The organism is Pseudomonas sp. H2_D02, assembly GCF_054677635.1.
Map to the genome: position 1 here is coordinate 2,176,870 of NZ_CP162816.1, position 23,483 is coordinate 2,200,352.

24 protein-coding genes are annotated in these 23,483 nt (G+C 61.4%); 14 read left to right on the plus strand and 10 right to left on the minus strand.

All coding sequences use genetic code 11. The features are described 5' to 3' along the window. Positions 1–54: 54 nt before the first annotated feature. Genes AB4N42_RS10115 through AB4N42_RS10125 form a run of 3 tightly spaced genes read left to right on the plus strand, consistent with a single transcriptional unit; the run spans position 55 to position 3,122 of the window. Positions 55–2,055 (plus strand): FUSC family protein, encoded by a 2,001-nt coding sequence (locus AB4N42_RS10115; protein ID WP_030139348.1) that lies wholly within the window; start codon positions 55–57, stop codon positions 2,053–2,055. Next, entirely contained in the window at positions 2,042–2,248 is a 207-nt protein-coding gene (locus AB4N42_RS10120; protein WP_030139347.1) for a DUF1656 domain-containing protein, read from the plus strand. Before AB4N42_RS10115 ends, AB4N42_RS10120 begins: the two co-directional genes overlap by 14 nt. Before the next feature lie 10 nt (positions 2,249–2,258). Continuing rightward, positions 2,259–3,122 carry an efflux RND transporter periplasmic adaptor subunit gene (locus AB4N42_RS10125; RefSeq protein WP_258648160.1) on the plus strand — a complete coding sequence of 288 codons (864 nt, stop codon included), beginning with the start codon at positions 2,259–2,261 and terminating at the stop codon, positions 3,120–3,122. A gap of 183 nt (positions 3,123–3,305) precedes the next feature. Here AB4N42_RS10125 and AB4N42_RS10130 read toward each other — a convergent pair whose 3' ends face one another. Beyond that, positions 3,306–3,776: a MaoC family dehydratase gene (locus tag AB4N42_RS10130; protein ID WP_217860184.1), complete on the minus strand. Its 471-nt coding sequence runs from the start codon at positions 3,774–3,776 to the stop codon at positions 3,306–3,308. Between the two features lie 41 nt (positions 3,777–3,817). After that, positions 3,818–4,762 (minus strand): alpha/beta hydrolase, encoded by a 945-nt coding sequence (locus AB4N42_RS10135; RefSeq protein WP_030139344.1) that lies wholly within the window; start codon positions 4,760–4,762, stop codon positions 3,818–3,820. A gap of 224 nt (positions 4,763–4,986) precedes the next feature. Here AB4N42_RS10135 and fadD2 point away from each other — a divergent pair, with 224 nt between their 5' ends. Together fadD2 and fadD1 are read left to right on the plus strand one after the other, a co-directional pair. Further along, positions 4,987–6,675 carry a long-chain-fatty-acid--CoA ligase FadD2 gene (fadD2, locus tag AB4N42_RS10140; RefSeq protein WP_030139343.1) on the plus strand — a complete coding sequence of 563 codons (1,689 nt, stop codon included), beginning with the start codon at positions 4,987–4,989 and terminating at the stop codon, positions 6,673–6,675. 369 nt (positions 6,676–7,044) lie between these two features. Further along, positions 7,045–8,736: a long-chain-fatty-acid--CoA ligase FadD1 gene (fadD1, locus tag AB4N42_RS10145; RefSeq protein WP_198797695.1), complete on the plus strand. Its 1,692-nt coding sequence runs from the start codon at positions 7,045–7,047 to the stop codon at positions 8,734–8,736. A 233-nt stretch (positions 8,737–8,969) separates the two neighbouring features. On the opposite strand, the gene AB4N42_RS10150 is transcribed toward fadD1, so the two are convergent. Beyond that, positions 8,970–9,347, minus strand: coding sequence for a hypothetical protein (locus tag AB4N42_RS10150; protein WP_030139341.1), 378 nt, complete (start codon positions 9,345–9,347; stop codon positions 8,970–8,972). A 248-nt stretch (positions 9,348–9,595) separates the two neighbouring features. Here AB4N42_RS10150 and AB4N42_RS10155 point away from each other — a divergent pair, with 248 nt between their 5' ends. Then, positions 9,596–10,546 carry a YihY/virulence factor BrkB family protein gene (locus AB4N42_RS10155; protein ID WP_030139340.1) on the plus strand — a complete coding sequence of 317 codons (951 nt, stop codon included), beginning with the start codon at positions 9,596–9,598 and terminating at the stop codon, positions 10,544–10,546. Further along, the gene (gene def, locus AB4N42_RS10160) at positions 10,543–11,082 is read left to right on the plus strand and encodes a peptide deformylase (RefSeq protein ID WP_030139339.1); all 540 of its coding nucleotides are present in this window, start codon (positions 10,543–10,545) and stop codon (positions 11,080–11,082) included. Before AB4N42_RS10155 ends, def begins: the two co-directional genes overlap by 4 nt. Before the next feature lie 122 nt (positions 11,083–11,204). Here def and AB4N42_RS10165 read toward each other — a convergent pair whose 3' ends face one another. The 3 genes from AB4N42_RS10165 to gntR form a co-directional block, all read right to left on the minus strand. After that, a complete protein-coding gene (locus AB4N42_RS10165) occupies positions 11,205–11,621 on the minus strand; it encodes a GNAT family N-acetyltransferase (protein ID WP_030139338.1) in 417 nt (138 codons plus the stop codon). A gap of 86 nt (positions 11,622–11,707) precedes the next feature. After that, on the minus strand, positions 11,708–12,250 hold the full coding sequence (locus AB4N42_RS10170) for a hypothetical protein (RefSeq protein WP_030139337.1): 543 nt from the start codon (positions 12,248–12,250) through the stop codon (positions 11,708–11,710). A 159-nt stretch (positions 12,251–12,409) separates the two neighbouring features. Continuing rightward, positions 12,410–13,441, minus strand: coding sequence for an HTH-type transcriptional regulator GntR (gene gntR, locus AB4N42_RS10175; RefSeq protein ID WP_030139336.1), 1,032 nt, complete (start codon positions 13,439–13,441; stop codon positions 12,410–12,412). Between the two features lie 215 nt (positions 13,442–13,656). Here gntR and AB4N42_RS10180 point away from each other — a divergent pair, with 215 nt between their 5' ends. Both AB4N42_RS10180 and AB4N42_RS10185 read left to right on the plus strand, forming a co-directional pair. Beyond that, the gene (locus AB4N42_RS10180) at positions 13,657–14,190 is read left to right on the plus strand and encodes a gluconokinase (protein ID WP_030139335.1); all 534 of its coding nucleotides are present in this window, start codon (positions 13,657–13,659) and stop codon (positions 14,188–14,190) included. A 91-nt stretch (positions 14,191–14,281) separates the two neighbouring features. Continuing rightward, positions 14,282–15,634 carry a GntP family permease gene (locus AB4N42_RS10185; protein ID WP_198797698.1) on the plus strand — a complete coding sequence of 451 codons (1,353 nt, stop codon included), beginning with the start codon at positions 14,282–14,284 and terminating at the stop codon, positions 15,632–15,634. Positions 15,635–15,753: 119 nt separating this feature from the next. Here AB4N42_RS10185 and alaC read toward each other — a convergent pair whose 3' ends face one another. Next, positions 15,754–16,971 (minus strand): alanine transaminase, encoded by a 1,218-nt coding sequence (gene alaC / locus AB4N42_RS10190; protein ID WP_030139333.1) that lies wholly within the window; start codon positions 16,969–16,971, stop codon positions 15,754–15,756. A 206-nt stretch (positions 16,972–17,177) separates the two neighbouring features. Here alaC and AB4N42_RS10195 point away from each other — a divergent pair, with 206 nt between their 5' ends. Together AB4N42_RS10195 and AB4N42_RS10200 are read left to right on the plus strand one after the other, a co-directional pair. Then, a complete protein-coding gene (locus AB4N42_RS10195) occupies positions 17,178–17,840 on the plus strand; it encodes a LysE family translocator (protein ID WP_030139332.1) in 663 nt (220 codons plus the stop codon). 79 nt (positions 17,841–17,919) lie between these two features. Next, positions 17,920–18,408 (plus strand): GyrI-like domain-containing protein, encoded by a 489-nt coding sequence (locus tag AB4N42_RS10200; RefSeq protein ID WP_030139331.1) that lies wholly within the window; start codon positions 17,920–17,922, stop codon positions 18,406–18,408. A gap of 36 nt (positions 18,409–18,444) precedes the next feature. On the opposite strand, the gene AB4N42_RS10205 is transcribed toward AB4N42_RS10200, so the two are convergent. Both AB4N42_RS10205 and AB4N42_RS10210 read right to left on the minus strand, forming a co-directional pair. Next, positions 18,445–19,047, minus strand: coding sequence for a pyridoxamine 5'-phosphate oxidase family protein (locus AB4N42_RS10205; protein ID WP_030139330.1), 603 nt, complete (start codon positions 19,045–19,047; stop codon positions 18,445–18,447). Continuing rightward, the gene (locus tag AB4N42_RS10210; protein ID WP_051065940.1) at positions 19,041–19,565 is read right to left on the minus strand and encodes a GNAT family N-acetyltransferase; all 525 of its coding nucleotides are present in this window, start codon (positions 19,563–19,565) and stop codon (positions 19,041–19,043) included. Before AB4N42_RS10210 ends, AB4N42_RS10205 begins: the two co-directional genes overlap by 7 nt. 141 nt (positions 19,566–19,706) lie before the next feature. On the opposite strand from AB4N42_RS10210, the gene AB4N42_RS10215 reads away from it, so the two are divergent. The 3 genes from AB4N42_RS10215 to AB4N42_RS10225 all read left to right on the plus strand — a co-directional run bounded on the left by AB4N42_RS10215 (position 19,707) and on the right by AB4N42_RS10225 (position 21,867). Next, positions 19,707–20,141 carry a YybH family protein gene (locus AB4N42_RS10215; RefSeq protein WP_030139328.1) on the plus strand — a complete coding sequence of 145 codons (435 nt, stop codon included), beginning with the start codon at positions 19,707–19,709 and terminating at the stop codon, positions 20,139–20,141. A 56-nt stretch (positions 20,142–20,197) separates the two neighbouring features. Beyond that, positions 20,198–20,542: a YciI family protein gene (locus tag AB4N42_RS10220; protein WP_030139327.1), complete on the plus strand. Its 345-nt coding sequence runs from the start codon at positions 20,198–20,200 to the stop codon at positions 20,540–20,542. A gap of 89 nt (positions 20,543–20,631) precedes the next feature. After that, a complete protein-coding gene (locus AB4N42_RS10225; RefSeq protein ID WP_030139326.1) occupies positions 20,632–21,867 on the plus strand; it encodes an RNA polymerase sigma factor in 1,236 nt (411 codons plus the stop codon). Positions 21,868–22,082: 215 nt separating this feature from the next. Here AB4N42_RS10225 and AB4N42_RS10230 read toward each other — a convergent pair whose 3' ends face one another. After that, positions 22,083–23,426: an imelysin family protein gene (locus AB4N42_RS10230; protein ID WP_030139325.1), complete on the minus strand. Its 1,344-nt coding sequence runs from the start codon at positions 23,424–23,426 to the stop codon at positions 22,083–22,085. Positions 23,427–23,483: the final 57 nt, after the last annotated feature.

Sequence of the window (23,483 nt, forward strand, 5' to 3'; positions counted from 1 at the left end):
TGCGCCACCTTCCCAGCGATCTATCGTTACAACATCCCTAGAAGAGTTTCTCGCGTGCCCATTACCCTCCAGGCCTTGTTCGCCCCTGATCGCCTCGCTGTGCAGTTCGCCATCAAGACCGTGCTCGGTGGCGGCCTGGCGCTATGGCTGGCGTTGCGCTGGGGCCTGGAACAGCCGTCCTGGGCGCTGATGACCGCATTCATCGTCGCCCAGCCGTTGTCCGGGATGGTGGTGCAGAAGGGCTTGGCGCGTTTGCTCGGCACCCTGGTGGGAACCATCATGTCGGTGGTGTTCATGGGCCTGTTCGCCCAGACGCCATGGTTGTTCCTGCTGGCGCTGGCGCTGTGGCTGGGCGTGTGCACGGCGTGTTCGACGCTGTTGCGCAGCGCCTGGTCCTATTCATTCGTGCTGGCGGGCTACACGGTGGCGATTATCGCTTTGCCGGCCATTTCCCATCCGCTTGCGGTGTTTGATCAAGCCGTTGCGCGTTGCACCGAAATCAGCCTGGGCATCGCCTGTGCCACGGCGGCCAGTGCGCTGCTCTGGCCCCTGCGGGTCGAGCGACAACTGGCGGACCAGGCCCGTGCGGCCTGGCTGAGCGGCATGCAGGCGGCCCGCGCCACGTTGGCGGGTGATGCCCAGGCGCGCAAGGGTTTGCTCGAAATCCTCGGCAAGATCGTCGCGGTGGACGCCCAACGCGAACACGCCTGGTTCGAAGGCAGCCTGGGTCGCCAGCGCGCCCGGGCCATCAGTGGCTTGAGCCAGAAATTGTTGATGCTGTTGCGTATTTCCCGTTCGGTGCGCAGGCAGTGGAAACAGCTCGAACCGCAGGAAGCCGAAGCGCTCCAGCCTTGGATGGACGAGGTACAGCAAGCCCTGGAGGCGGACAGCTCGGCATTGCAGGCGTTACGACCGCGGGTCTGGGACGCCTCTCACGACCCGCTAATCAGCTCCGCGCAAAGTTATTGCCTGGCTCGTTTCGCCTTGCTGCTCGATACCGCCCTGGCCGCCTGCGCTGCGCTGGCGGCGGTGCAGGAGGGCAGGGCGACGGTGGACCCGCCGCGAACCTTGGCGCCGCACCGCGATTTGTCCCTGGCCATGGTCTTTGGTGCGCGCAGTGCCCTCGCATTCCTGGCAGTGTCGTGTTTCTGGCTGGCAACCGCCTGGCCTGCCGCGTCCGGTGCCCTGGTGCTCACTTGCGTGGTGTGCAGCCTGTTCGCCAGCCGCGAAAACGGCGCGCAGATCGGCATGAGTTTCTTGCGGGGCATTCTGCTGGCGGTGCCGACAGCGTTCGTGATTGGCGAAATCCTGCTGCCGCAATGGAACAGTTTCGCGATGCTCTGCATGGCCATGGGCGTGCCGCTGTTCCTCGGGGCGCTGGGGATGGCCAAGCCGCCGATATTTGCCACGGCCACTTCGTTCTGCCTGCATTTCGTGGTGTTGGTGTCACCGCTCAATGCGATGAAGTACGACGTCGCGGCTTTTTTCAACAATGCCCAGGCGATGATGATTGGCGTCGGCGCGGCGGTCTTGGCTTTCAAGCTCCTGATTCTGCGTAACCCGGCCTGGCACAGTCGTCGGCTGCTGGCCGCGACCCTGGATGACCTGGTGCGCCTGACCCATCGCAACCTGGGCGGCGCCGAAAGCTGGTTTGGCGGGCGCATGGCCGACCGGTTGCTGCAACTGGCCCGGCACTATCCCGAACTGCCGGTGCCGGCGCGCAGTCGTTGGGACGACGGTTTGCTGGGCCTGGACATCGGCGATGAGCTACTGCACCTGCGATTGAGCCTGGCCGTCGCCCAAATCCCCGAAAGCCCAGCCCAGCGCCGCTATTTCGAAACGCTGGAACAGGTTTTGGAACACGGTCCGGCCGGCGACCAGGCCGAGGCGTTGGTCTGGGTGAGCGACGACTATCTGCAGGTGTTGGCACAGCACCCTTCCAGCGATGCGTTGAAACTGGCCCAGGGCGCCGTCGTGCAACTGCAGAGCAGCTGGCGCGCCTGGTGTCGCCAGCACGAATCCGAACGAGGGGAACTTAGCCATGGGCTTGCGTGAATGGTCGATTGGCGGGGTGTTGCTCAGCCCGTTCCTGATTTACGTGGTGCTGGCCTTGCTGGCGACCGGTGCGCTGCGCCTGTTGCTCGGCCTGCTGCCGGCCGGGCGCTGGATCTGGCACGAAGCCTTGTTCGACTGTGCCCTGTATGTCTGCGTCCTGACTGTCATTACCCTGGTCCTCGGACCGTTATGAGGAGTTGAACATGCGTACCTCCGTACGTGTCGCCGTCACGTTGTGCGTGGTGGCCGTGGCGATCTTCGCCGGGTTTCATTTGTGGCAGTACTACATGCTCACGCCCTGGACCCGTGATGCGCGAATCCGCGCCGACGTGGTGGTGATCGCCCCCGACGTCTCGGGCTGGGTGCGCGAGCTCAAGGCTGTGGATAACCAGCAGGTCAAGGCCGGCGATTTATTGCTGAGTATCGATCGCGAGCGTTTCGAGGCCGCCGTGGAGAAAGCCCGGGCGGTGGTCCAGACCCGTCAGCAACAGTTGAGCCTGCGTGAGCACGAAGCCAGTCGCCGGGCCGCCCTGGGGCCCCAGGCCATCAGTGCCGAGTTGCGCGAGAACGCCCAGATCAACGCCGGTATCGCCCGTGGTGAACTGCGCGAGGCCCAGGCCGAAGCGAAGGTCGCCGAGCTGAACCTGGCCCGCAGCCAGGTCCTGGCTCCGCGTAGCGGCCACATCACCAACCTGCGCCTGGCCGAAGGCAACTACGTGAATGCCGGGCAACCGGTCATGGCGCTGATCGATGACTCGACGTTTTATGTGCAGGCCTATTTCGAAGAAACCAAACTGCCGAGGATTCGCGTGGGCGATCCGGTCAAGGTCTGGTTGATGAGCGCCGGGCATGCGCTGGAAGGCCATGTGGAAAGCATCAGCCGCGGCATCACCGACCGCAACACCAACCCTGACGCGCAGCTGCTGGCGGAAGTCGAGCCGACCTTCAACTGGGTGCGCCTGGCCCAGCGCATTCCGGTGCGGATCAAGCTCGACAAGGTGCCGGAAGGGGTGACGTTGAGCGCGGGGATGACCGCGAGTGTGCAGGTGCGGGACGCACAGCGATAGCCGCAACACTGCAGTCATTTGTGGCGAGGGGATTTAGCGAATCGTCGCACCGCCCCGCTGGGCTGCGCAGCAGCCCCTGTGCCCAGGCTGACACACCGCAGTGGTCTTGAGGTATTGGGGGCGCTTCGCGCCCCAGCGGGGATAAATCCCCTCGCCACATTTCACTCCCATAGATCGCTGTAGTCAGCCAACAGTGATCTGCGGCAATTCCGGCAACGTCACAGTCTGCTGCTTGCGCGGCGCGAGGATTTCGGCTTCGCCGTCCACCACCAGTTCATCGCGCTGGTTGAACACGCGGGTGGCGATGCGCACGCGGAACTTCGGCAGCTTTTCCAGGATCTCCAGGCGGACGGTCAGGGTGTCGCCGATTTTCACGGGTTTCTGGAAGCTCATCTGCTGGCCGATGTAGATGGTGCCGGGCCCAGGCAGTTCACACGCCACCGCCGCGCTGATCAGCGCACCGCTGAACATGCCGTGGGCGATGCGTTCCTTGAACATGCTGGCGGCGGCGAATTCGGCGTCCAGGTGCACCGGGTTGTGATCGCCCGACATCGCGGCGAACAGCTGGATGTCGCGCTCCTCGACGGTCTTGCTGTAGCTGGCGGTCTGGCCGACTTCGAGGGCTTCGTAAGGGATGTTGGTGACCTGGGTCATGTCTGGTTCCTGTAACGGTAAAAAGGAAAAACGCTGTCGTTCTATTCGCTGCGAGGTGGCCGCTTGTGGCTCAAGGCCTGGGCGATCCAGGCAAGCACATCGGCAGTCACTTCATCGCGGTTGGTTTCATTGAACAATTCGTGCCGGGCCTGCGGGTAGATCTTCAGTTGCAGATGCTGATTGCCGGCGCTGCTCAAGGCATCGGCCAGATCCTTCAGACGCTTGCCTTCACTCACCGGATCACATTCGCCGCCAATCACCAGCAGCGGCAGGCCCGGATCGATCTGCGCGAGATTGGACGCTTTGCTGATCTGCTGCAACCCGCCGAGCAGATCCACCCAGAGCTGATTGCTGCAACGAAAGCCGCACAGCGGGTCGTGGACGTACTTGTCCACTTCGGCGGGGTCACGGCTGAGCCAGTCGAAGGGCGTGCGCGTCGGTTTGAATCTTTTATTGAAACTGCCAAAAGACAGCCATTCGATCAGGGCGCTGCGCCCGGTGGCCCCCTGGCGCCGTCGCTCGAAGCGGGCGATCAGGCGCGCCGCGCGATAAAGCGCCACGGGTTGGAAATTCGAACCGCTGAGGAGGGCGCCATGCAGGCTGGCGCTGTGGTGCAACAGATAGCCCTGGGCGATATAGCTGCCCATGCTGTGGCCCAGCAGCAGGATTGGTGTTTCTGGATGTTGCTGGCCGATGTGGTGGTTCAGGCTCGCCAGGTCGCCGACCACCTTGGCCCAGCCGTCCTCGTCCGCAAAGTGACCGAGTGCCGCTGCTTCGCCAGTCTTGCCATGCCCGCGCAGGTCCGGCGCGTAGACGCCATAGCCTTCATCGCACAACGCTTGGGCCAGGCGCCCATAGCGGCCGCTGTGTTCGGCCATGCCGTGGGCCAGCATGATCACCGCCAGCGGGGCGGCTTCGGGCAACCACTGATTGACGAACAGGCGGCTGTGGTCAGTCGCGGTCAGCCAGAACGTTTGGTGGATCATGGCGTTTCCTTTGCACGAAGTCAGACGCAGCGTCGCTGCATTGTATAGCGCATCCGTTGCGTCTCGCCTGATCAGGCGAGGGCGATCCACGAAGATTCACACAATCTATGACGCAAGTTGCCATATTTGCCTGAATGGCCATAGCTGCTAGTGTCCGAAGAGCTCCGTCTCCATGTGCGATACAGAGGCGGCCCGGATAGGTTCAGGTAAAGAGGATAAAAACAATGCAGCCTGATTTCTGGAATGACAAACGCCCAGCCGGCGTGCCCTTGGATATCGAGCAGGGCGCCTACAAGTCGGTTATCGAGGTGTTCGAGCGTTCCTGCAAGAAATTTGCCGATCGTCCGGCGTTCAGCAACATGGGGGTAACGCTCACCTACGCCGAGCTCGAACGCTATAGCGCGGCCTTCGCCGGTTACCTGCAAGCCCATACCGACCTGGCGCCGGGCGATCGCATCGCGGTGCAGATGCCCAATGTCCTGCAATACCCGATCGCTGTCTTCGGTGCCCTGCGCGCCGGACTTATCGTGGTCAATACCAACCCGCTGTACACCCCGCGGGAAATGCGCCATCAGTTCAAGGACTCCGGTGCCCGGGCGCTGGTGTACATGAACCTGTTCGGGCAGAAGGTCCAGGAAGTGCTGCCGGACACCGACCTGCAATACCTGATCGAAGCGAAGATGGGCGACCTGATGCCCACCGCCAAGGGCTGGCTGGTGAATACCGTGGTGAACAAGGTCAAGAAAATGGTCCCGGCCTATTCGCTGCCACAGGCCATTTCCTTCAAGAGCGCCTTGCGCCTGGGACGCGGCCAGGGCATCAAGCCGTTGAACGTCAGCCTCGACGACATCGCCGTGCTGCAATACACCGGTGGCACCACCGGCTTGGCGAAGGGCGCGATGCTGACCCACGGCAACCTGGTGGCCAACATGCAACAGGCCCGCGCTTGCCTGGGGCAGATCGGCGACGACGGCCAGCCACTGTTGCGCGAAGGTCAGGAGGTCATGATCGCGCCGCTGCCGCTGTACCACATCTATGCTTTCACGGCGAACTGCATGTGCATGATGGTCACCGGCAATCACAACGTGCTGATCACCAATCCGAGGGACATCGGCGGTTTTATCAAGGAGCTGAAGAACTGGCGGTTTTCGCTGCTGCTGGGGCTCAACACGTTGTTTGTGGCGCTGATGGACCACCCGGATTTCAAGACGCTGGATTTCTCCAGCCTCAAGGTCACCAACTCGGGCGGCACCGCGTTGGTCAAGGCCACCGCCGAACGCTGGAAACAGCTCACCGGTTGCGGCATTACCGAGGGCTACGGCCTGACCGAAACTTCGCCGGTGGCCAGCGCCAACCCTTATGGCGGCAAGTCGCGCCTGGGGACGGTAGGGCTGCCGGTGCCGGGTACGCTGATGAAGGTCATCAACGACGACGGCGTCGAGATGCCCCTCGGTGAACGCGGCGAGCTGTGCATCAAGGGGCCGCAGATCATGAAAGGCTATTGGAACAAGCCCGAAGCGACTGCCGAAGTGCTGGACAGCGAGGGCTGGTTCAAGTCCGGTGATATCGCAGTGATCGACCCCGACGGGTTCGTGCGGATCGTCGACCGCAAGAAGGACATGATCATTGTCTCGGGTTTCAACGTGTACCCGAACGAAATCGAGGATGTGGTGATGGCCCATCCGAAAGTCGCCAGTTGCGCGGTGATCGGCGTGCCGGACGAGCGCTCGGGGGAGGCGGTGAAGCTGTTCGTGGTCGCCCGTGAGGCCGGGGTCAGCCTCGAAGAACTCAAGGCGTACTGCAAGGAAAACTTCACCGGCTACAAGGTGCCTAAGCACATCGTGTTGCGTGAGTCGCTGCCGATGACGCCGGTGGGCAAGATCCTGCGTCGGGAGTTGCGCGATATCGCCTGACGCTCGAGAGTGAAAGTGGAACCCTGTGGGAGCGAGCTTGCTCGCGATAGCGGTCTGTCAGTAACAGAAATGTTGGCTGACCCACCGCCATCGCGAGCAAGCTCGCTCCCACAGGTTCTTATGTATTCGGGTCAATTAGGCAAGGCTTAGGTTTTTTACTCTAAAAATGACCATTGCATATTCTTGAGTCATGTTTATGACTGTAGGGGCCACTTTTGGCTCTAGGCGACCCTTGGCAAAGCTGCTACTCTCGGCGCGCTTTTGTGACTTCTCGGCCTTTATCCAAGCCAGATTCACCCAATAAACAAACACCAATAATAATCGCATCAAATGCGGTGAGAATTCGCGTTGCTGAGGAGTGGGGCTTCCATGATCGAAGACTTTTGGAAGGATAAGTACCCAGCTGGGATTGCTGCCGACATCAATCCAGATGAGTATCCGAATATTCAGGCGGTGTTGAAGCAATCCTGCCAGCGCTTCGCCGACAAACCGGCATTCAGCAACCTTGGCAAGACGATCACCTACGGTGAGCTGTACGAGCTGTCCGGTGCCTTTGCCGCGTACCTGCAACAGCATACCGATTTGCAGCCGGGCGATCGAATCGCCGTGCAACTGCCCAACGTCCTCCAGTACCCCGTCGCCGTGTTTGGTGCCATCCGAGCCGGGCTGATCGTGGTCAACACCAACCCGCTCTACACCGCGCGGGAAATGGAGCACCAGTTCAACGACTCCGGCGCCAAGGCGTTGGTGTGCCTGGCGAACATGGCGCACCTGGCCGAAAACGTGGTGCCCAAGACCAGCGTCAAGCACGTGATCGTCACGGAAGTGGCCGACCTGCTGCCGCCGCTCAAGCGTCTGTTGATCAACAGCGTGATCAAGTACGTCAAGAAGATGGTCCCGGCGTATCACCTGCCCAAGGCCATCAAGTTCAACGATGTGCTGCGCAAGGGCCACGGCCAGCCCGTGAACGAAGCCAACCCCAGCCGCGATGACGTGGCGGTGTTGCAATATACCGGCGGCACCACTGGCGTGGCCAAGGGCGCGATGCTGACCCACCGCAACCTGGTGGCGAACATGCTGCAGTGCAAGGCGCTGATGGGCTCCAACCTCAATGAAGGTTGCGAAGTGCTGATCACGCCGCTGCCGCTTTACCACATCTATGCCTTCACCTTTCATTGCATGGCGATGATGCTGATCGGCAACCACAACATCCTGATCAGCAACCCGCGCGACTTGTCGGCCATGGTCAAGGAACTGTCGAAGTGGAAATTCAGCGGCTTCGTCGGTCTTAACACCTTGTTCGTGGCGCTTTGCAACAACGAAGCCTTCCGCAAGCTGGATTTCTCGGCGTTGAAAGTCACCCTGTCGGGCGGCATGGCCCTGCAGCTGGCGGCGGCGGAGCGCTGGAAAGCGGTCACCGGTTGCCCGATCTGCGAAGGTTACGGCATGACCGAGACGAGCCCGGTGGCGACCGTCAACCCGATCCAGAACATCCAGGTTGGCACCATCGGCATTCCGGTGCCGTCGACGTTATGCAAGGTGATCAACGACGCGGGCGAAGAGCAGCCGTTGGGAGAAATCGGCGAATTGTGCGTGAAGGGCCCTCAGGTGATGAAGGGCTATTGGCAGCGCCAGGACGCCACCGACGAGATCCTCGACAGCGAAGGCTGGCTCAAGACCGGTGACATTGCGGTGATCCAGCCGGACGGCTACATGCGCATCGTCGATCGCAAGAAAGACATGATCCTGATCTCCGGCTTCAACGTGTACCCGAACGAGCTGGAGGATGTATTGGCCACCTTGCCGGGCGTGCTGCAATGCGCGGCCATCGGCGTACCGGACGAGAAGTCCGGCGAGGCGATCAAGATATTCATCGTCGCGCGGCCAGGTGTCACGCTGACCAAGGAGCAGGTGATGGAACACATGCGCGCCAACGTCACCGGCTACAAGGTGCCAAAGACCGTGGAGTTCCGCGATGCATTGCCGACCACCAATGTGGGCAAGATCCTGCGGCGCGAGTTGCGTGATGAAGAACTGAGGAAGTTGGGGCTGAAGAAGTAAGCACGCTGCCAATGAAAAGCCCCGCTGATGCGGGGCTTTTCATTGGGCGATGATGCCCTGGAGCAGGACTGTTCTTGTGGCGAGGGAGCTTGCTCCCGCTGGGTCGGTCCGACACTTCGGGCGCAGCAGCCCCGTCCGTCCCGACTGATTCACCGCAAGGGGCCGCTTCGCGTCCAGCGGGAGCAAGCTCCCTCGCCACAAAAGCGCTTCTGCAACAATGGCAGGTATGGGCGTTACAACCGAAACTGCGCAAAATCCAGGTTGGTGCCACCCGGTCGCATGTCCTGCAAGTAGGAATCCTTGTCGGCGCTCAGTTCCAGGCTCAGGGCGGCCTTGCGTTTACCCTGGTTGCGCACTTCCAGGCCTTCCATTTTTTCCCGCAGGAACACGGTCGGCACTTTCAGGTGCAGCAGTTCGTCGGTGGCCGGGGTGTGCAGCAGCAGGTGAATCCATTCGTACTGCCCGATGGCCAGGCGCGCCACCGGAATATCGAACCAGAAGATGTTGCGGTTGCGGTTCAATTCGCTGAAATGGCAATTGTTGACACCCAGGACGGCACCGCCCAGTTCCTGGTTCCTGCGGGCGATGGCCTGCTTCTTATCGAGTTTCATAACGTTCCTACGGGATTGGAGCTTCGGGCCACGGCCTGAATACGAGGGGCATTCTCGACGGTTGCCGGCCAAACATAAAGCCCCGCTTGCACGAACGATGAAACTTGCCCGATGGATCTCCGGTCAATTCTGCGTCAGTTGGTAAAACGATGAAATTGCTCCAAAGTCGCCAAACAGGCTACTTTGTTGTAGAAAACGGCCCCTGAGTCGCCACGCGACCCCTCTTTTTGCGGCGAAAGGAGACGCTCATGATGTTCCCGGCCTTGAAAGGCTTGCCCTTGCACCGCGTGATGATGCGCACGGTGACCGAGTTTCTCGACGACGAGATGTCGACCTACGCCTCCGCTCTGGCTTACCAGATGCTGTTTTCATTGTTTCCCTTCATTCTTTTCCTGATCGCGCTGATCGGCTTCCTGCACCTGCCGGACTTTTTCTCCTGGCTGCGCCTGCAATCGGAACTGGTCCTGCCGCCCCAGGCGCTGGAGCAGGTCAACCCGGTGATCGACCAGCTGCAGCAATCCAAGGGCGGCTTGCTGTCGGTGGGTATCGTGGTTGCGTTGTGGACCGCGTCCGCTGGCGTGCGCCTGATGATGAGCGCCATGAACGCCGCTTATGACGTGGTCGAAGGCCGCCCGGCCTGGAAGCGTTTCCCGCTGTCGATCCTGTACACCGTCGGCATCGCCGGCATGCTGTTGGCCGCCGCCGCGCTGATGGTGTTGGGGCCGCAAGTGATGGGCTGGATTGCCGCGCAGATCGGCCTGGAGGAATTCATCGTTACCGTCTGGACCCTCGTGCGCTGGCCGGTCATCGTGTTTCTGCTGATGGTGGCCGTGGCGTTGATCTACTACGTGATGCCCGACGTGAAGCAGGAGTTTCGCTTCATCACGCCGGGCTCGGTATTGGCGGTGGTGGTGTGGATCATCGCGTCCCTGGGCTTTGCGTTCTACGTGAAGACGTTTGCCGACTACAACGCGATGTATGGCAGTATCGGCGCGATCATCGTGTTGTTGCTGTATTTCTACATCTCGGCGGCGGTGCTGCTGCTCGGCGCGGAGATGAATGCGGTGATCGAGCACATGTCCGCCGAAGGCAAGGACACGGGCGAAAAGACCCCGGGCGAGCACGAGAAGCAGCATGTGTCGGGCCTGGGGCGCGATCATTCCATCCATCACAACCACACTGACGAAGCCCGACCATGATCCGTGAAATCCTGAAGATGGGCGACGAACGCCTGCTGCGCATCGCTCCGCCGGTGCCGCCGGAAATGTTCGACAGTCCCGAGTTGTGGCAATTGATCGACGACATGTTCCAGACCATGGAAAGTGTTGGTGGCGTCGGGCTGGCGGCACCGCAGATCGGTGTGGACCTGCAACTGGTGATCTTCGGCTTCGAGCACAGCGAGCGCTATCCGGATGCCGAGGCGGTGCCGCAGACCATCCTGATCAACCCGCTGATCACGCCGCTGAGCCCACTGATGGAAGAAGGCTTTGAAGGCTGCTTGTCGGTGCCAGGCTTGCGTGGTGCGGTGAATCGCTACCAGCAGATCCGCTACGAAGGTTTCGACCCGAAGGGCGAGCCGATCGTGCGCGTCGCTTCAGGCTTCCACGCCCGGGTGGTGCAGCATGAATGCGATCACCTGATCGGCCGCTTGTACCCGTCGCGCATCACCGATTTCAGCAAGTTCGGCTTTACCGAGGTGATGTTTCCGGATCTCGATCCTTCAGCGGACAATTAAACATCCACCACCAAACCCTGTGGGAGCGAGCTTGCTCGCGATTGCGGTGTGTCAGCCACCCATGAGGCAACTGACCTTATGCCATCGCGAGCAAGCTCGCCCCACAAGGGGCTGGGTGCCATTCAGGACCGTGTAGGCAACCCCATCGCAATCATCGGCTTGCTGCGCGCGTACCGGCTCAGTCGTTCAGCCATCGCATAAGGCAGCTCCGGGTCGAAACTGAACCCGCGTCGCTCATAAAAGCCGCGCAGGTCCGGGTGGCAGAACAACCACACCGGCTCGTCCAGGCCTTTCACGGCTTCGGCGATCAGCCGCCCCGCGACGCCTTGCACGCGGTACGCCGGGTCGACGAACAATCCCGTCAGCCAATGTCCCCCCGAAACCGGTCGCAGGCAGAGTGCCGCGATGATTTCTTCGCGCCGTGCCACCCAAAGCTGCGCGTCGCGCACGGCTTTCATCGACGACTGATGGGCGCGGTAGAACTTGTTCATCAGCGGCCATAGCGGCTCGTCGAGGCGTGTGCAGTGGAATTCGGACATGGCGCGGGCGCGGTGTGTAATGGAGGCGGGCGATTATAGGGGAACAAACAATGCGCCGGGATATTCCCGGCGCTTGTCTGGCGGGTTCACAGCGAGGCGAGGAACATGTCCGTGACCGGGTGCTTCTCATCCGACCGGCTTTCCTGGGCTTTTTCGACCTGTGCCATCGCCGCCTTGTCCTGCATGCGCTGGGCAATTTCCTCGCCGACCGCCAGTTGCTTCTCGGGCGGCATCGCCTCATATTCCTCTTCGGTAATGCCCATCTCCTCGAGAATGCTGTCGCGCAGGCGCTCTTCCGGCGTCTTGCTCATGTAGTCCTTGAACTGCGCCATGGCAGAGCTGGTGTCTTCAAGGGCTGACGAGCCGACCGTTTGCAATTGCACGCGGGTCTTGGCGAAGGCCTCATCAACCTTGTCACTGATCGCGGTAGCGGCGTTGACCTGCTGCGTGGCCTGCCGGGTGATGGACTCCTGGACTTGGGTGCTGCCTTGGTTGGCCTGGGCCTGGATATTGTCGCGCAGCGCTTGCAAGGCGGCGCTTTGCAGGCCGCTGGCGGCTTCGGCGGTGGGGTCTTCGCCCGGGCGCTTGAGGGGTAGGTTTATCGCTTGTTGTTTTACACTGACCAACATGATGAACACCTGCGGGTAATGGCTGAGCGATGGGCAGCAGCATATCCCGTGCCATCGTCGCAACGTCCCGTATTTCAAGGGCTACGGGGAAGGTGCGCTCAGCGGCGGTGGCCAAACCTTGCCGTTCGTCGGCAGGGATCGACCGCATCGTGCCGAGCCTCAGGTACTTTCGCGAACCTTGAGTTCGAAACCGAGGTCCACCACCGGCTGGGCGATGCGATTGCCGGCCATCAAGGTGAGCATCTGTTCCGCGGCGTGGCGGCCGACGGCTTCCCGGGGAGTACTGATGCTGCTCAAGCGCGGCACCATGTGTGCCGAGGCGGGCAGGTCGTTGAAACCGAGGATCGAAACCTGCTCGGGGATCTTGATGCCACAGCGCAACGCTTCGAGCAGGGCACCGTGGGCCAGGTCGTCGTTGCCGAAGAAGATCGCATCGACGTCCGGATGGCTCGCCAGCAATTGCAGGAACAACTCGCCGCCCAGGCCGACCGATGACGGGCGAGGGGTCAACACTTCCAGGTCCGGGTCGTAGAGCCCGACCTTCTGCAGCGCGCGACGGAAACCTTCGCCGCGCAGCAACGTCCGTTGGTCCAATTGCGCGCCGATGTAGGCCAGGCGCTTGCGCCCCCGGGAGATCAGATGCTCGGCAGCCGTTTCACCGGCCTTGAGCTGGGAAAAACCCACGCAGTTGAGGCCAGCCCCGGGGTCCAGTTCCATCATGTACACACAGGGAATATTGCTGGCCTCGATCATGCGCCGTGCGCTTTCGGTTCGGTCGAACCCGGTCAGCAACAAACCCCGGGGCTGATAGGCCATGTAGTTGCGCAACAGGTCTTCTTCTTCGTCCCGGGAATAGTGGTAGTTGCCGATCACCACTTCGAAGCCCTTGGGCCGCAAGACGCGATGAATGGCTTCCAGGGTATCGATGAACAACAGGTTGGACAGCGATGGCACCAGCACCACCACCGAATGGCTCTGGGCCGAGGCCAGGGCGCGGGCGGCGGGGTTGACGACGTAGTTGAGCTCAAGGGCGGCCTGGCGGACCTTTTCCACCAGCTCCACGGCCACGCTGCTGACGCCGCGCAGGGCACGGGAGGCGGTGATCGGGCTGACACCGGCCAGGCGTGCGACTTCATTGAGCGTGGGGCGACCGGTGGTGCGAGTATTCTTATCGTTTTTAGTGACGGTCATCAGGGCGGCTTGCCAAACAAAAATCAAGGCACTAAGGTAGCGCTGTCTCGGCGCGGCTGCAAATGCGTTGATGGGGTTTGCCTGATCCCTGTGCGCTGGTGCCGTGGACGAACATGCTGCAACCACAAAAATGACAAGAAGGCGTCGGCAACTTCTGCTTTTGCTGCGGTGTCATAACTGGCAAAGGTAGCGCTGTCTGCGCGCTGAGGTGTTACATGAATAATCCAATCACCGCCCTGGTCATCATGGGCGTTGCCGGTTGCGGCAAAACTTGCGTCAGCCAGGCCCTGTGCCAACTGAGCGGCGCCACCGCCATCGAAGGCGACACGTTCCACCCCGCGGCCAACATCCAGAAGATGAGCGCCGGTATCCCCCTGAACGACGACGACCGTGCCGGCTGGCTCGACAGCCTGTGCGACGAGTTGCGCCGTGTCGACGCCACGGGCGAGCGCCCGGTGCTGACGTGCTCGGCCCTCAAGCACAGCTATCGCGAGCGCCTGCGCAGCGCCTTGCCTGGCCTGGGCTTCGTGTTTCTCGAATTGACCCCTGAAGTGGCCGCCGACCGTGTTTCCCATCGTCCCGGTCATTTCATGCCGTCGACCCTGATCGACAGCCAGTTTGCCACCCTTGAATCCCCTGTTGGCGAGCCCCTGACCCTGGCTCTGGATGCGTCCAGCCACAGCATTGATGAATTGGCACGCCAGGCTTACGTCTGGTGGCTGGCCCACGGTTTGAAGCTGGCCAGTTGAGTTTCAAAATTTTGCGTCAGAAAGATAGCGCTGTCCCGACGGTCCATAAATAACTGCTTCAATAACAACAACAAATCAGGAGACACCCCCCATGTTTGGCATGTCCCACGAGACGTACCTACTGCTTGATGCAGTGGTTACGGTGATCGGACTTATCGTCCTCATCACCAAGTTCAAAATCCACCCCTTCATTGCGCTGACCATCGCAGCCGCGTTTCTCGGCCTGACGTCGGGCATGCCGATCGGCACCATCATCAAGGCGTTCCAGGACGGCTTCGGTGGCGTGCTCGGTTTTGTCGGCATCATCCTCGCGCTGGGCACCATGCTTGGCAAAATGATGGCCGAGTCGGGCGGGGCCGATCAGATTGCCCAGACCCTCATCCGCGCCTTCGGCAAGGACAAGGTGCAATGGGCCATGATGTTCGCCGCGTTCCTGGTGGGCATCCCGCTGTTCTTCGAAATCGGTTTCGTGCTGCTGATCCCGCTGGTGTTCATCGTGGCGCGCCGCACTGGCGTGTCGATCATCAAGATCGGCATCCCGTTGCTCGCCGGCCTTTCCGCAGTCCACGGCCTGGTGCCGCCGCACCCGGGCCCGTTGCTGGCGATTGGCATCTTTGGTGCTGACATCGGCAAGACCATTCTCTATGGCCTGATTGTTGCGCTGCCGACCGCCATCATTGCCGGCCCGATTTTCGGTACGTTCATTGCCAAGCACATCCCCGGTCATCCGAACCAGGAACTGGTGGATCAACTGGCGCGTGAAACCGACGGCACCGAACTGCCGAGTTTCGGCATCACCCTGGTCACCGTGCTGTCGCCGGTGTTCCTGATGTTGCTCAAGACTTTTGCTGACGTGACGCTGCCGGACGGCAACTTCTTCCGCACCTGGATGGACATGATCGGCCACCCGATCTCGGCGCTGCTGTTGGCGTTGCTGTTGTCGCTTTACACCTTCGGCTACAAGCAGGGCATCGGCTCCAGCCAGATACTGAAATGGCTGGACGCCAGCCTGGCGCCGACGGCCGCGATCATCCTGATCATCGGTGCCGGTGGTGGCTTCAAGCAGATGCTGGTGACCAGCGGCGTGGGTGACGTGATCGGCCACATGGCGGTCAGCGCGCAGATCTCGCCGATCCTGTTGGCGTGGCTGGTGGCTGCGGTGATTCGGATTGCCACGGGTTCTGCGACCGTGGCCACCATTACCGGTGCCGGGATCGTGGTGCCGGTCGTTGGGATGATGCCGGGTGTGAACCGTGAGTTGCTGGTGCTGGCGACCGGTGCCGGTTCGTTGATCCTGTCCCACGTCAACGACGCGGGCTTCTGGCTGGTCAAGCAGTACTTCAACATGACCGTGGCCGAAACCTTCAAGACTTGGACGGCGATGGAAACCATCCTGTCGGTGGTGGGCTTGATCTTTATCTTGCTGCTGTCGTTGGTGATCTAACAGGCGCTGTGGCACAAACTGTGGGAGCGGGCTTGCTCGCGAAGGCGGTGTGTCAGTCATCATCTACTCGACTGACACTCAGCCTTCGCGAGCAAGCCCGCTCCCACATTAATTTTGTGTCAGGCCTCAGGTTTTTTGATCAACCCATCCGCCCGAAACATCCCCCGAATCCCCCGCACCGCCTGGCGAATCCGGTCCTGGTTCTCGATCAGTGCAAAGCGCACGTGATCATCCCCATATTCCCCGAACCCCACCCCCGGCGAGACGCAGACCTTGGCCTCGGCCAACAGCTTCTTGGCGAACTCCAACGACCCCAGGTGCGCATAGGCATCGGGAATCTTGGCCCAGACGTACATCGACGCCTTCGGGTTTTCCACCATCCACCCCAGTTCATGCAGGCCCTTGACCAGCACATTGCGGCGCTGGCGGTATTGCTCGGCGATATCGCGCACGCATTGCTGGTCGCCTTCGAGGGCGGCGATGGCGGCGACTTGCAGCGGGGTGAAAGTGCCGTAGTCGTGGTAGCTCTTGATCCGCGCGAGGGCGCTGACCAGTTCCGGGTTGCCGACCATGAAGCCGATGCGCCAGCCGGCCATGTTGTAGCTCTTGGACAGGGTGAAGAATTCCACCGCGATGTCTTTCGCGCCGGGCACCTGCATGATCGACGGGGCTTTCCAGCCGTCATAGACGATGTCGGCATAGGCCAGGTCGTGGATCACCAGCACGTCGTACTGCTTGGCGAGGGCGATGACCCGCTCGAAAAAGTCCAACTCCACGCATTGTGCGGTCGGGTTGGAAGGGAAGCCGAGGATCATCATCTTCGGCTTCGGGATCGAGCCGCGAATGGCCCGTTCCAGCTCATCGAAGAAATCCACGCCAGGCACCAGCGGCACCGAACGCACCTGGGCGCCGGCAATCACCGCGCCGTAGATGTGGATCGGATAGCTGGGGTTGGGCACCAGCACCGTGTCGCCCTGGTCCAGGGTGGCCAGCATCAAGTGCGCCAGGCCTTCCTTGGAACCGATGGTGACGATGGCTTCGCTTTCCGGGTCGATGTCGACTTCGTAGCGGTCCTTGTACCAGCGCGAAATGGCGCGGCGCAGGCGTGGGATGCCTTTGGACGTGGAGTAGCCGTGGGTGTCTTCACGCTGGGCGACGGTGACCAGTTTCTCCACGATGTGTGGGGGCGTGGCGCCGTCGGGGTTACCCATGCTCAAGTCGATGATGTCTTCGCCGCGCCGACGCGCAGCCATCTTCAGCTCGGCAGTGATATTGAATACGTACGGGGGGAGTCGATCGATGCGCGCAAAGCGGCGCGGCGAACCTTGTTCGGCCATTGTTGCCTCGAGATACGTGAGCGCCCGGAACCGTCCGAGCGACGTTGGCCACTGCGGTGGCCTGCGGCGCAAGATAATCGGGCTGATGACAGATTGTCCAGTAGCCGCATCGAACTATTTTCGACGACACTGTTGCCCCGGCTGCGGTGCCACCGCCGGTCCGTGGATCGGTAAACACTGCACACCCAATCTTGATGGAACGAATGATGGAATTTTCCAGCGGCTTCCTGCTGAGCCTTTCGCTGTGCCTGGACATTGGCGTGGCCAATATCGCGATGATCACCCTGGCGATGCAACGCGGCTATTTCCAAGGCTTTGCCCTGGGCCTGGGCACCTGTGTAGGGGATTTGATCTACGCAGTCCTGGCGTTGGCCGGGATGACTGTGTTGTTGCAATACGACACGGTGCGCTGGGTGCTGTGGATTGGCGGCTCGGTCCTGTTGTTGTATTTCGCCGCGAAGATGGTTCATTCAGCGATCTACCATCATGCAGTGTTGGCCGAGGCCAGCGAAACTCGAGGCAACTCGCCACGCCAGGAGTTCTTTCGGGGAATCTTCCTCGCGATGTCATCTCCCAGTGCCATTCTCTGGTTCGCGGCGGTGGGCGGGACGCTGATTGCCCGCTCTGGTGGTGGCACTGTGCTCAGTTCGGCGTTGTTCCTGGGAGGATTTCTCAGCGCCGGGTTGCTTTGGAGCGCGGGCCTGTGCCTGGCGGCGACCCAAGGCGGAAAATTGTTAGGGGACAAGTTGCTGCGCTACTCCTATTGGGCTTCCGCGGCGATCTTCTGTTATTTCGCCGTTTACGTGATTGTTTCTGGCTACAACGAGTTTGTAGGAAAAAACGCTACGGCTATCCTGCCTGGACTTTGACAAGCGAAACGGTCTGGCAATCACGGTTTGGCTTCTATACTGCCAAGCCCGACTTCAAGTTTTCCGGAGTGTTGAAGCAATGGAAACGCAAAAACGCGTTAACGCAGGCGAGCCGCGCTTTGAACAGGGACGCTTTCAGCTGATCGCCGGTTTCGGCGCGCGTTTTACCCAGGACACTGCCCAGGACATCCCGCAGCTCTGGGAAAAATTCCTGCCTTGGCTCGGCAAGGTGCCGGGGCAGAAAGACGAAGTCACCTACGGGGTGTGCTGCAACCCGGACGGTCAAGGTGGCTTCGAATACATTGCCGGGGTGGAAATCAGCCGGCTCGACGACCTGCCCGAACAGTACCGCTGGATAGAGGTCCAGCCCGGGCCGTACGCGGTGTTCGAGCACAAGGGGCCGCTGAAAAACCTGCCGGACACCTTCCAATACATCTGGAAGGAATGGCTGCCTCGATCCGGCCACGAAGCGGCGGACGAGCCGGAATTCGAGCGCTACAGCGAAGACTTCAATCCCCGGACCGGCGAAGGCAGCCTGGAAATCTGGATTCCCCTCAAGCCAAAGTAACCCGCCCCATGCGTCCTCAGGCGCGAAGAGGATTATTCAATACAGGCTGGCCTGCACCCGCGCAGGTGTTTCACGGTCATAAGCCTCGGCATCGAACCCCTCATTCAAACGCTTGTGGATCGCTCCGGCGCTGGGAACTGCCGAGCGATCAAGGTAGCGCTCCGGATTCCACAGCTCTGAGCGCACGATAGCTTTGGAGCAATGAAAAAACGCCGCTTCGATCGCGATCAGCAATACCGTGCGAGGCAACTTCCCGTTGACAGCGAAGCGCTCGAGCAGCTCGGGTTCGACGCTGATGCGCGCGGTGCCGTTGACTCGCAACGTCTCACCGATTCCGGGGATGATGAACAGCAGGGACACCCGAGGGTCATGAAGGACGTTGCGTAGGGTGTCGATGCGGTTATTGCCCGGGCGGTCGGGGAGCGCCAGAGTGTGTTCGTCGAGGATCTGCACGAAACCCGGTGCGTCGCCACGGGGCGAACTGTCCAAGCCATCAGGCCCTGCCGAGCCGATGATCACCATTGGCGAGGCCCGGACCATCGCCTGGTAATCCTCGTTGAGAAAAGGGATCTGTTTGCGCACTGCCCGCTCATGGGGCTGGCCGTAGATCGCTTCCAGTTGTTCAATCGAGGTCAACATGGATCAGTCCTCCCGGCGGCTGATCCGCCTGGTTGAAACACCAACCCCATCCGCCGCTCATAACCGATGCGGCCCTTGTAGGCCTCTCCGCTGTCGACCCAGCCCAGCCGGGCGTAAAGGGCGATGGCCGAGTCGTTGTCGGCATCGACCGAAAGCTCCAATCCCTTGATTTCCGGCCACGCTGCCCGTGCCACGGCGGGGAGCGCTTGCAGGCAGGCCTTGCCATAGCCCTTGCCTTGGGCGCGGTGGTCGACTTGCAATGCGTGCAGGGTGGCGCTGTGTTCGTTGGCCCAGGCGGGCAGCACGGGCGGGCGCTTGAGCAGCAGGAACGCCACCGGAACCTCGCCGGCCAGCAACGCGAAACCCTTGACCCCTGGGCCGGGCTTGGACAGCAGTGTGTGCAACGCACCGTGGATGTCGCCGGAGAACTTGATTTGTTCGGGGTGGATTTCGATGGATTCGACCTGTTGCCGTTGCAGCGGGGTCAGGTCTTCATAAGGCACGAGCTGGGCGGTCATCAAAACGTCCGTTGTTTGCCGACAGAATGGGCCTTGGATTCTAGCGAAATTTTTTCTTTGGATTATTTTTGTTTGGCTGTCGATTCGCCGTTTCTCCAAACGACAAAGGATGTCTCTAACAAAAAACTGCGGAGAACCACCATGAACACCCAAGCCACCGAAACCGAAATCCAGGCGCTGATCGACACCTATCGCCAGGCTGTCATGGCCAAGGACGTGGAAAAAGTCATGGCGCTCTACGACGACAACATTGTCTCGTTCGACGCCATCCAGGCCCTGCAATTCAAGGGCAAGGTCGCCTACCGGACCCACTGGGAGGCCTGCATGGAAATGTGCCCCGGCCCGCACAAGTTCGATTTCCATCAGGTGCAGATCACGCCAGCCGACAATATTGCGTTCGCCCACTGGCTGGCCTATTGCGGCGGCACCAACGACAAAGGCGAGGAGCAGGCTTGCTGGATGCGCGTAACGGCGTGCTACAAACGTTCCGCCGGGCAGTGGAAAATCGTCCATGAGCATTGGTCGGCGCCGTTCGATCCGATGGCCGGGACGGCGATTTTCGATCTGCAGCCCTGAGCGGCTGCGGTTCGCTTCTGCCATCCTTGTCGATCAGTCCGATCACGGAGTTTTCCATGAAGTATTTATGCCTGGTGTACAGCAACGAACAGGTTCTGCATAACTCGCCGGACAGTCCCGAGGACGCCGAATGCATGGCCTACGCCGAATCGATCCAGGGCAGCGGCCGGATGGTCGCGGCCGAAGCCCTGGAGTCGGTCCAAACCGCCACCACGGTGCGCATGCGCGGCGGCAAGTTGTCGATTACCGACGGCCCGTTCGCCGAAACCAAGGAGCAACTGGCGGGCTTCTATCTGATCGATGCCAAGGATCTGAACGAAGCTATCCAGGTCGCCGGCAACATACCGGCGGCCCGGGTTGGCTGCGTCGAGGTCCGGCCTGTGCGGCAATTGAATCCCTGAACGTTCATCCTCCACGGGAGCGCTTTCATGAGGCTTGAGCCTGTTTCCAGCCGAGCCATCAGGCCGGTGACCCAAGGCCTGTCCGCCTGATGCCCGCCGACGCGGTCAAGGCACGGGTCGAGCAGGTTTATCGCCAGGACTCGCGGCGAATCCTGGCGACCCTGATTCGCCTGCTGGGGGATTTCGACCTCGCTGAAGAAGCCCTGCACGAGGCCTTCTTTATCGCGGTCGAGCGCTGGCAGCGTGACGGTGTGCCCGATAACCCGCGGGCCTGGCTGGTATCGGCCGGACGCTTCAAGGCGATCGACAGCTTGCGTCGGCGGGCGCGCTTCGCCGCCTCGCAACCGATGCTGATTGCCCAGCTTGAAGAACTGGAGCAAACCGAGTGGAGCGATGAAGACGTGGAAGACGATCGGCTGCGGCTGATTTTCACTTGTTGTCACCCGGCACTGGCAGCCGATGCGCAGGTGCCGTTGACCCTGCGTGAAGTCTGCGACCTGACCACCGAGGAAATCGCCCGGGCCTTCCTCGCCGCGCCAGCGACCATTGCCCAGCGCATCGTGCGGGCCAAGGCAAAGATTCGCGATGCGAAGATTCCCTATCAGGTGCCGTCCCGTACGGAGCTGCCTGAGCGGCTCGACAGTGTGCTTCGGGTCATTTACCTGGTGTTCAACGAGGGCTATTCGGCATCGATGGGCGCCGAATTGACCCGCGAAGACCTGACGCGCGAAGCCATCCGTTTGGCGCGCCTGTTGATGGAGTTGCTGCCCGAAGCCGAAGTCATGGGGTTGCTCGCATTGATGCTCTTGCACGAATCGCGGCGGCCGGCACGAACCTCAATGACCGGCGAGTTGGTTTTGCTGGACGAGCAGGACCGGTCGCTGTGGGATCGCGCCATGATCACCGAAGGCTGCGCCATGGTCGAGGCCGCGCTCAATACCCGGCGGTTTGGGCCTTATTGCCTGCAAGCGGCGATCGCTGCGGTGCACGCCGAAGCACCGACGGCGCAAGAGACCGACTGGCCGCAGATCGTCGGCCTCTACGACGTGCTCTTGCGCGCGGTGCCATCACCGGTGATCGAACTCAACCGGGCGGCTGCCCTGGCCAAGCGCGACGGGCCCCAGGCGGGGCTGCAGCTGGTCGACGGGATATTGGGCCGGGGCGAATTGACCGACTATCACCTGGCCCATTCGGCGCGGGCGGAGTTCTGTCGGCAGTTGGGGCGGGTTGAAGAGGCGAGGGCGGCGTATCGACGTGCGCTTGAACTGACGCAGCAGTTGCCGGAACGGCGGTTTATCGAAGCCAGGCTTGCCGGGTTGCAATGAGGTGGCGCCGGGCACAGCCCCGTGGCGAGGGAGCTTGCTCCCGCTGGGTCGCGAAGCGGCCCCCCGCGGTGTGCCAGTTAAATGAAAGGAGCTGCTGCGCAACTCAGCGGGAGCAAGCTCCCTCGCCACGGGTTTTTGCTTATGTCCGTGCGCAGAAGGGCACACAAACAAAAAAGGCGACCCGAAGGTCGCCTTTTTCAATCGTCCAACGTTGATCAGAACTCGTGATCAGCATTGTCCGGGTTCAGGTCGCTGATGCCCAGCTTGCCCGCGGCCTGTTCGATCGAACCGGTCTGCTTGACCAGGGCGGCGATGGCGTCGCGTACGATCTGGTTGCCCGCGGTGTTGCCAGCAGCGATCAGTTGGTCGTAGTGCTCACCCTTGTTGGCGTGATCGACCATGACCTGGATCTTGGCTTCGGTGTCGGCCAGGTCGGTCTTGAGCGCGGTGTCGGCGGCCGGGTCGGCCTTGGCCACGAGGGACGACAGGCTGGCGCCAGTCATCTTGGTGCCGTCGACGCGGGTGTATTCGCCCAGGTAGACGTTACGCACGCCCTTGGCATCGTAGAAGTGCGAGTTGTGGGTGTTATCGCTGAAGCAATCCTGTTCGTCTTCCGGGGAGTTGGCTTCCAGGGAGACTTTCATACGCTCGCCCGCCAGTTCGCCCAAGGACAGGCTGCCCATGCCGAACAACATCTTGCGCAGGCCGGTTTCGGCAGGTTCGGCTTCCAGGGTGGCGCGGTAGTTGTCGGCCACGTTCGGCTTCCAGTTGCCGACCATTTCCTGCAGGTCGTTGACCAGCAATTGGGTCACGGACTTCAGGTAGGCACGACGACGGTCGTTGTGGCCGCCAGTGGCGCCGGCGCCTTCCAGGTAATCCGAGGCCGGGCGATTGCCGGCGCCAGGGCCGGTACCGTTGAGGTCTTGGCCCCACAGCAGGAATTCGATGGCGTGGTAACCGGTGGCAACGTTGGCCTCGGAACCACCCAGCTCGTTCAGGCTGGCGAGTTTTTCCGGGGTGATGTCCTTGACGTCGACCTTGTCTTCGCCGACCTGGACTTCGGTGTTGGCGATGATGTTGGCGGTGGCGCCCGGGTTGCCCAAGGCATGTTCGTAGGATTTGTCGACGTAGTCGATCAGGCCTTCGTCCAGGGGCCATGCGTTCACTTGGCCTTCCCAGTCATCGATGATGGTGTTGCCGAAGCGGAATACTTCGCTCTGCAGGTAAGGCACGCGCGCGGCAACCCAGGCAGCCTTGGCGGCTTTCAGGGTGTCGGCATTCGGCTTGGCGAGGAAGGCGTCGACGGCGGTTTGCAGGGTCTTGGCGGTGGATTCGGCATCGCTGTAGACGGCATAGACGATGTCGGCGTAGTGCGCGACAACAGCCTTGGCTGCGGTTTCGTCGATCTTGCCAGCGGCAGCGGGGGCCGCCGGTGCAGCGGCGCTGGCGGCCGGCGTTGGCGCTTGCGGCGCGGCGGCCTTGTCTTTGCCTTCGCCGCAACCGGCGAGGGAAATGGCGATGGCCAACAGACTGGCGGTAGCCAGAGGCATACGAATCATGGCGTAGATCCTGCTTCGATGATGAGTGGGGCTGGCGCGAGGGTGCGCAAAAACTGC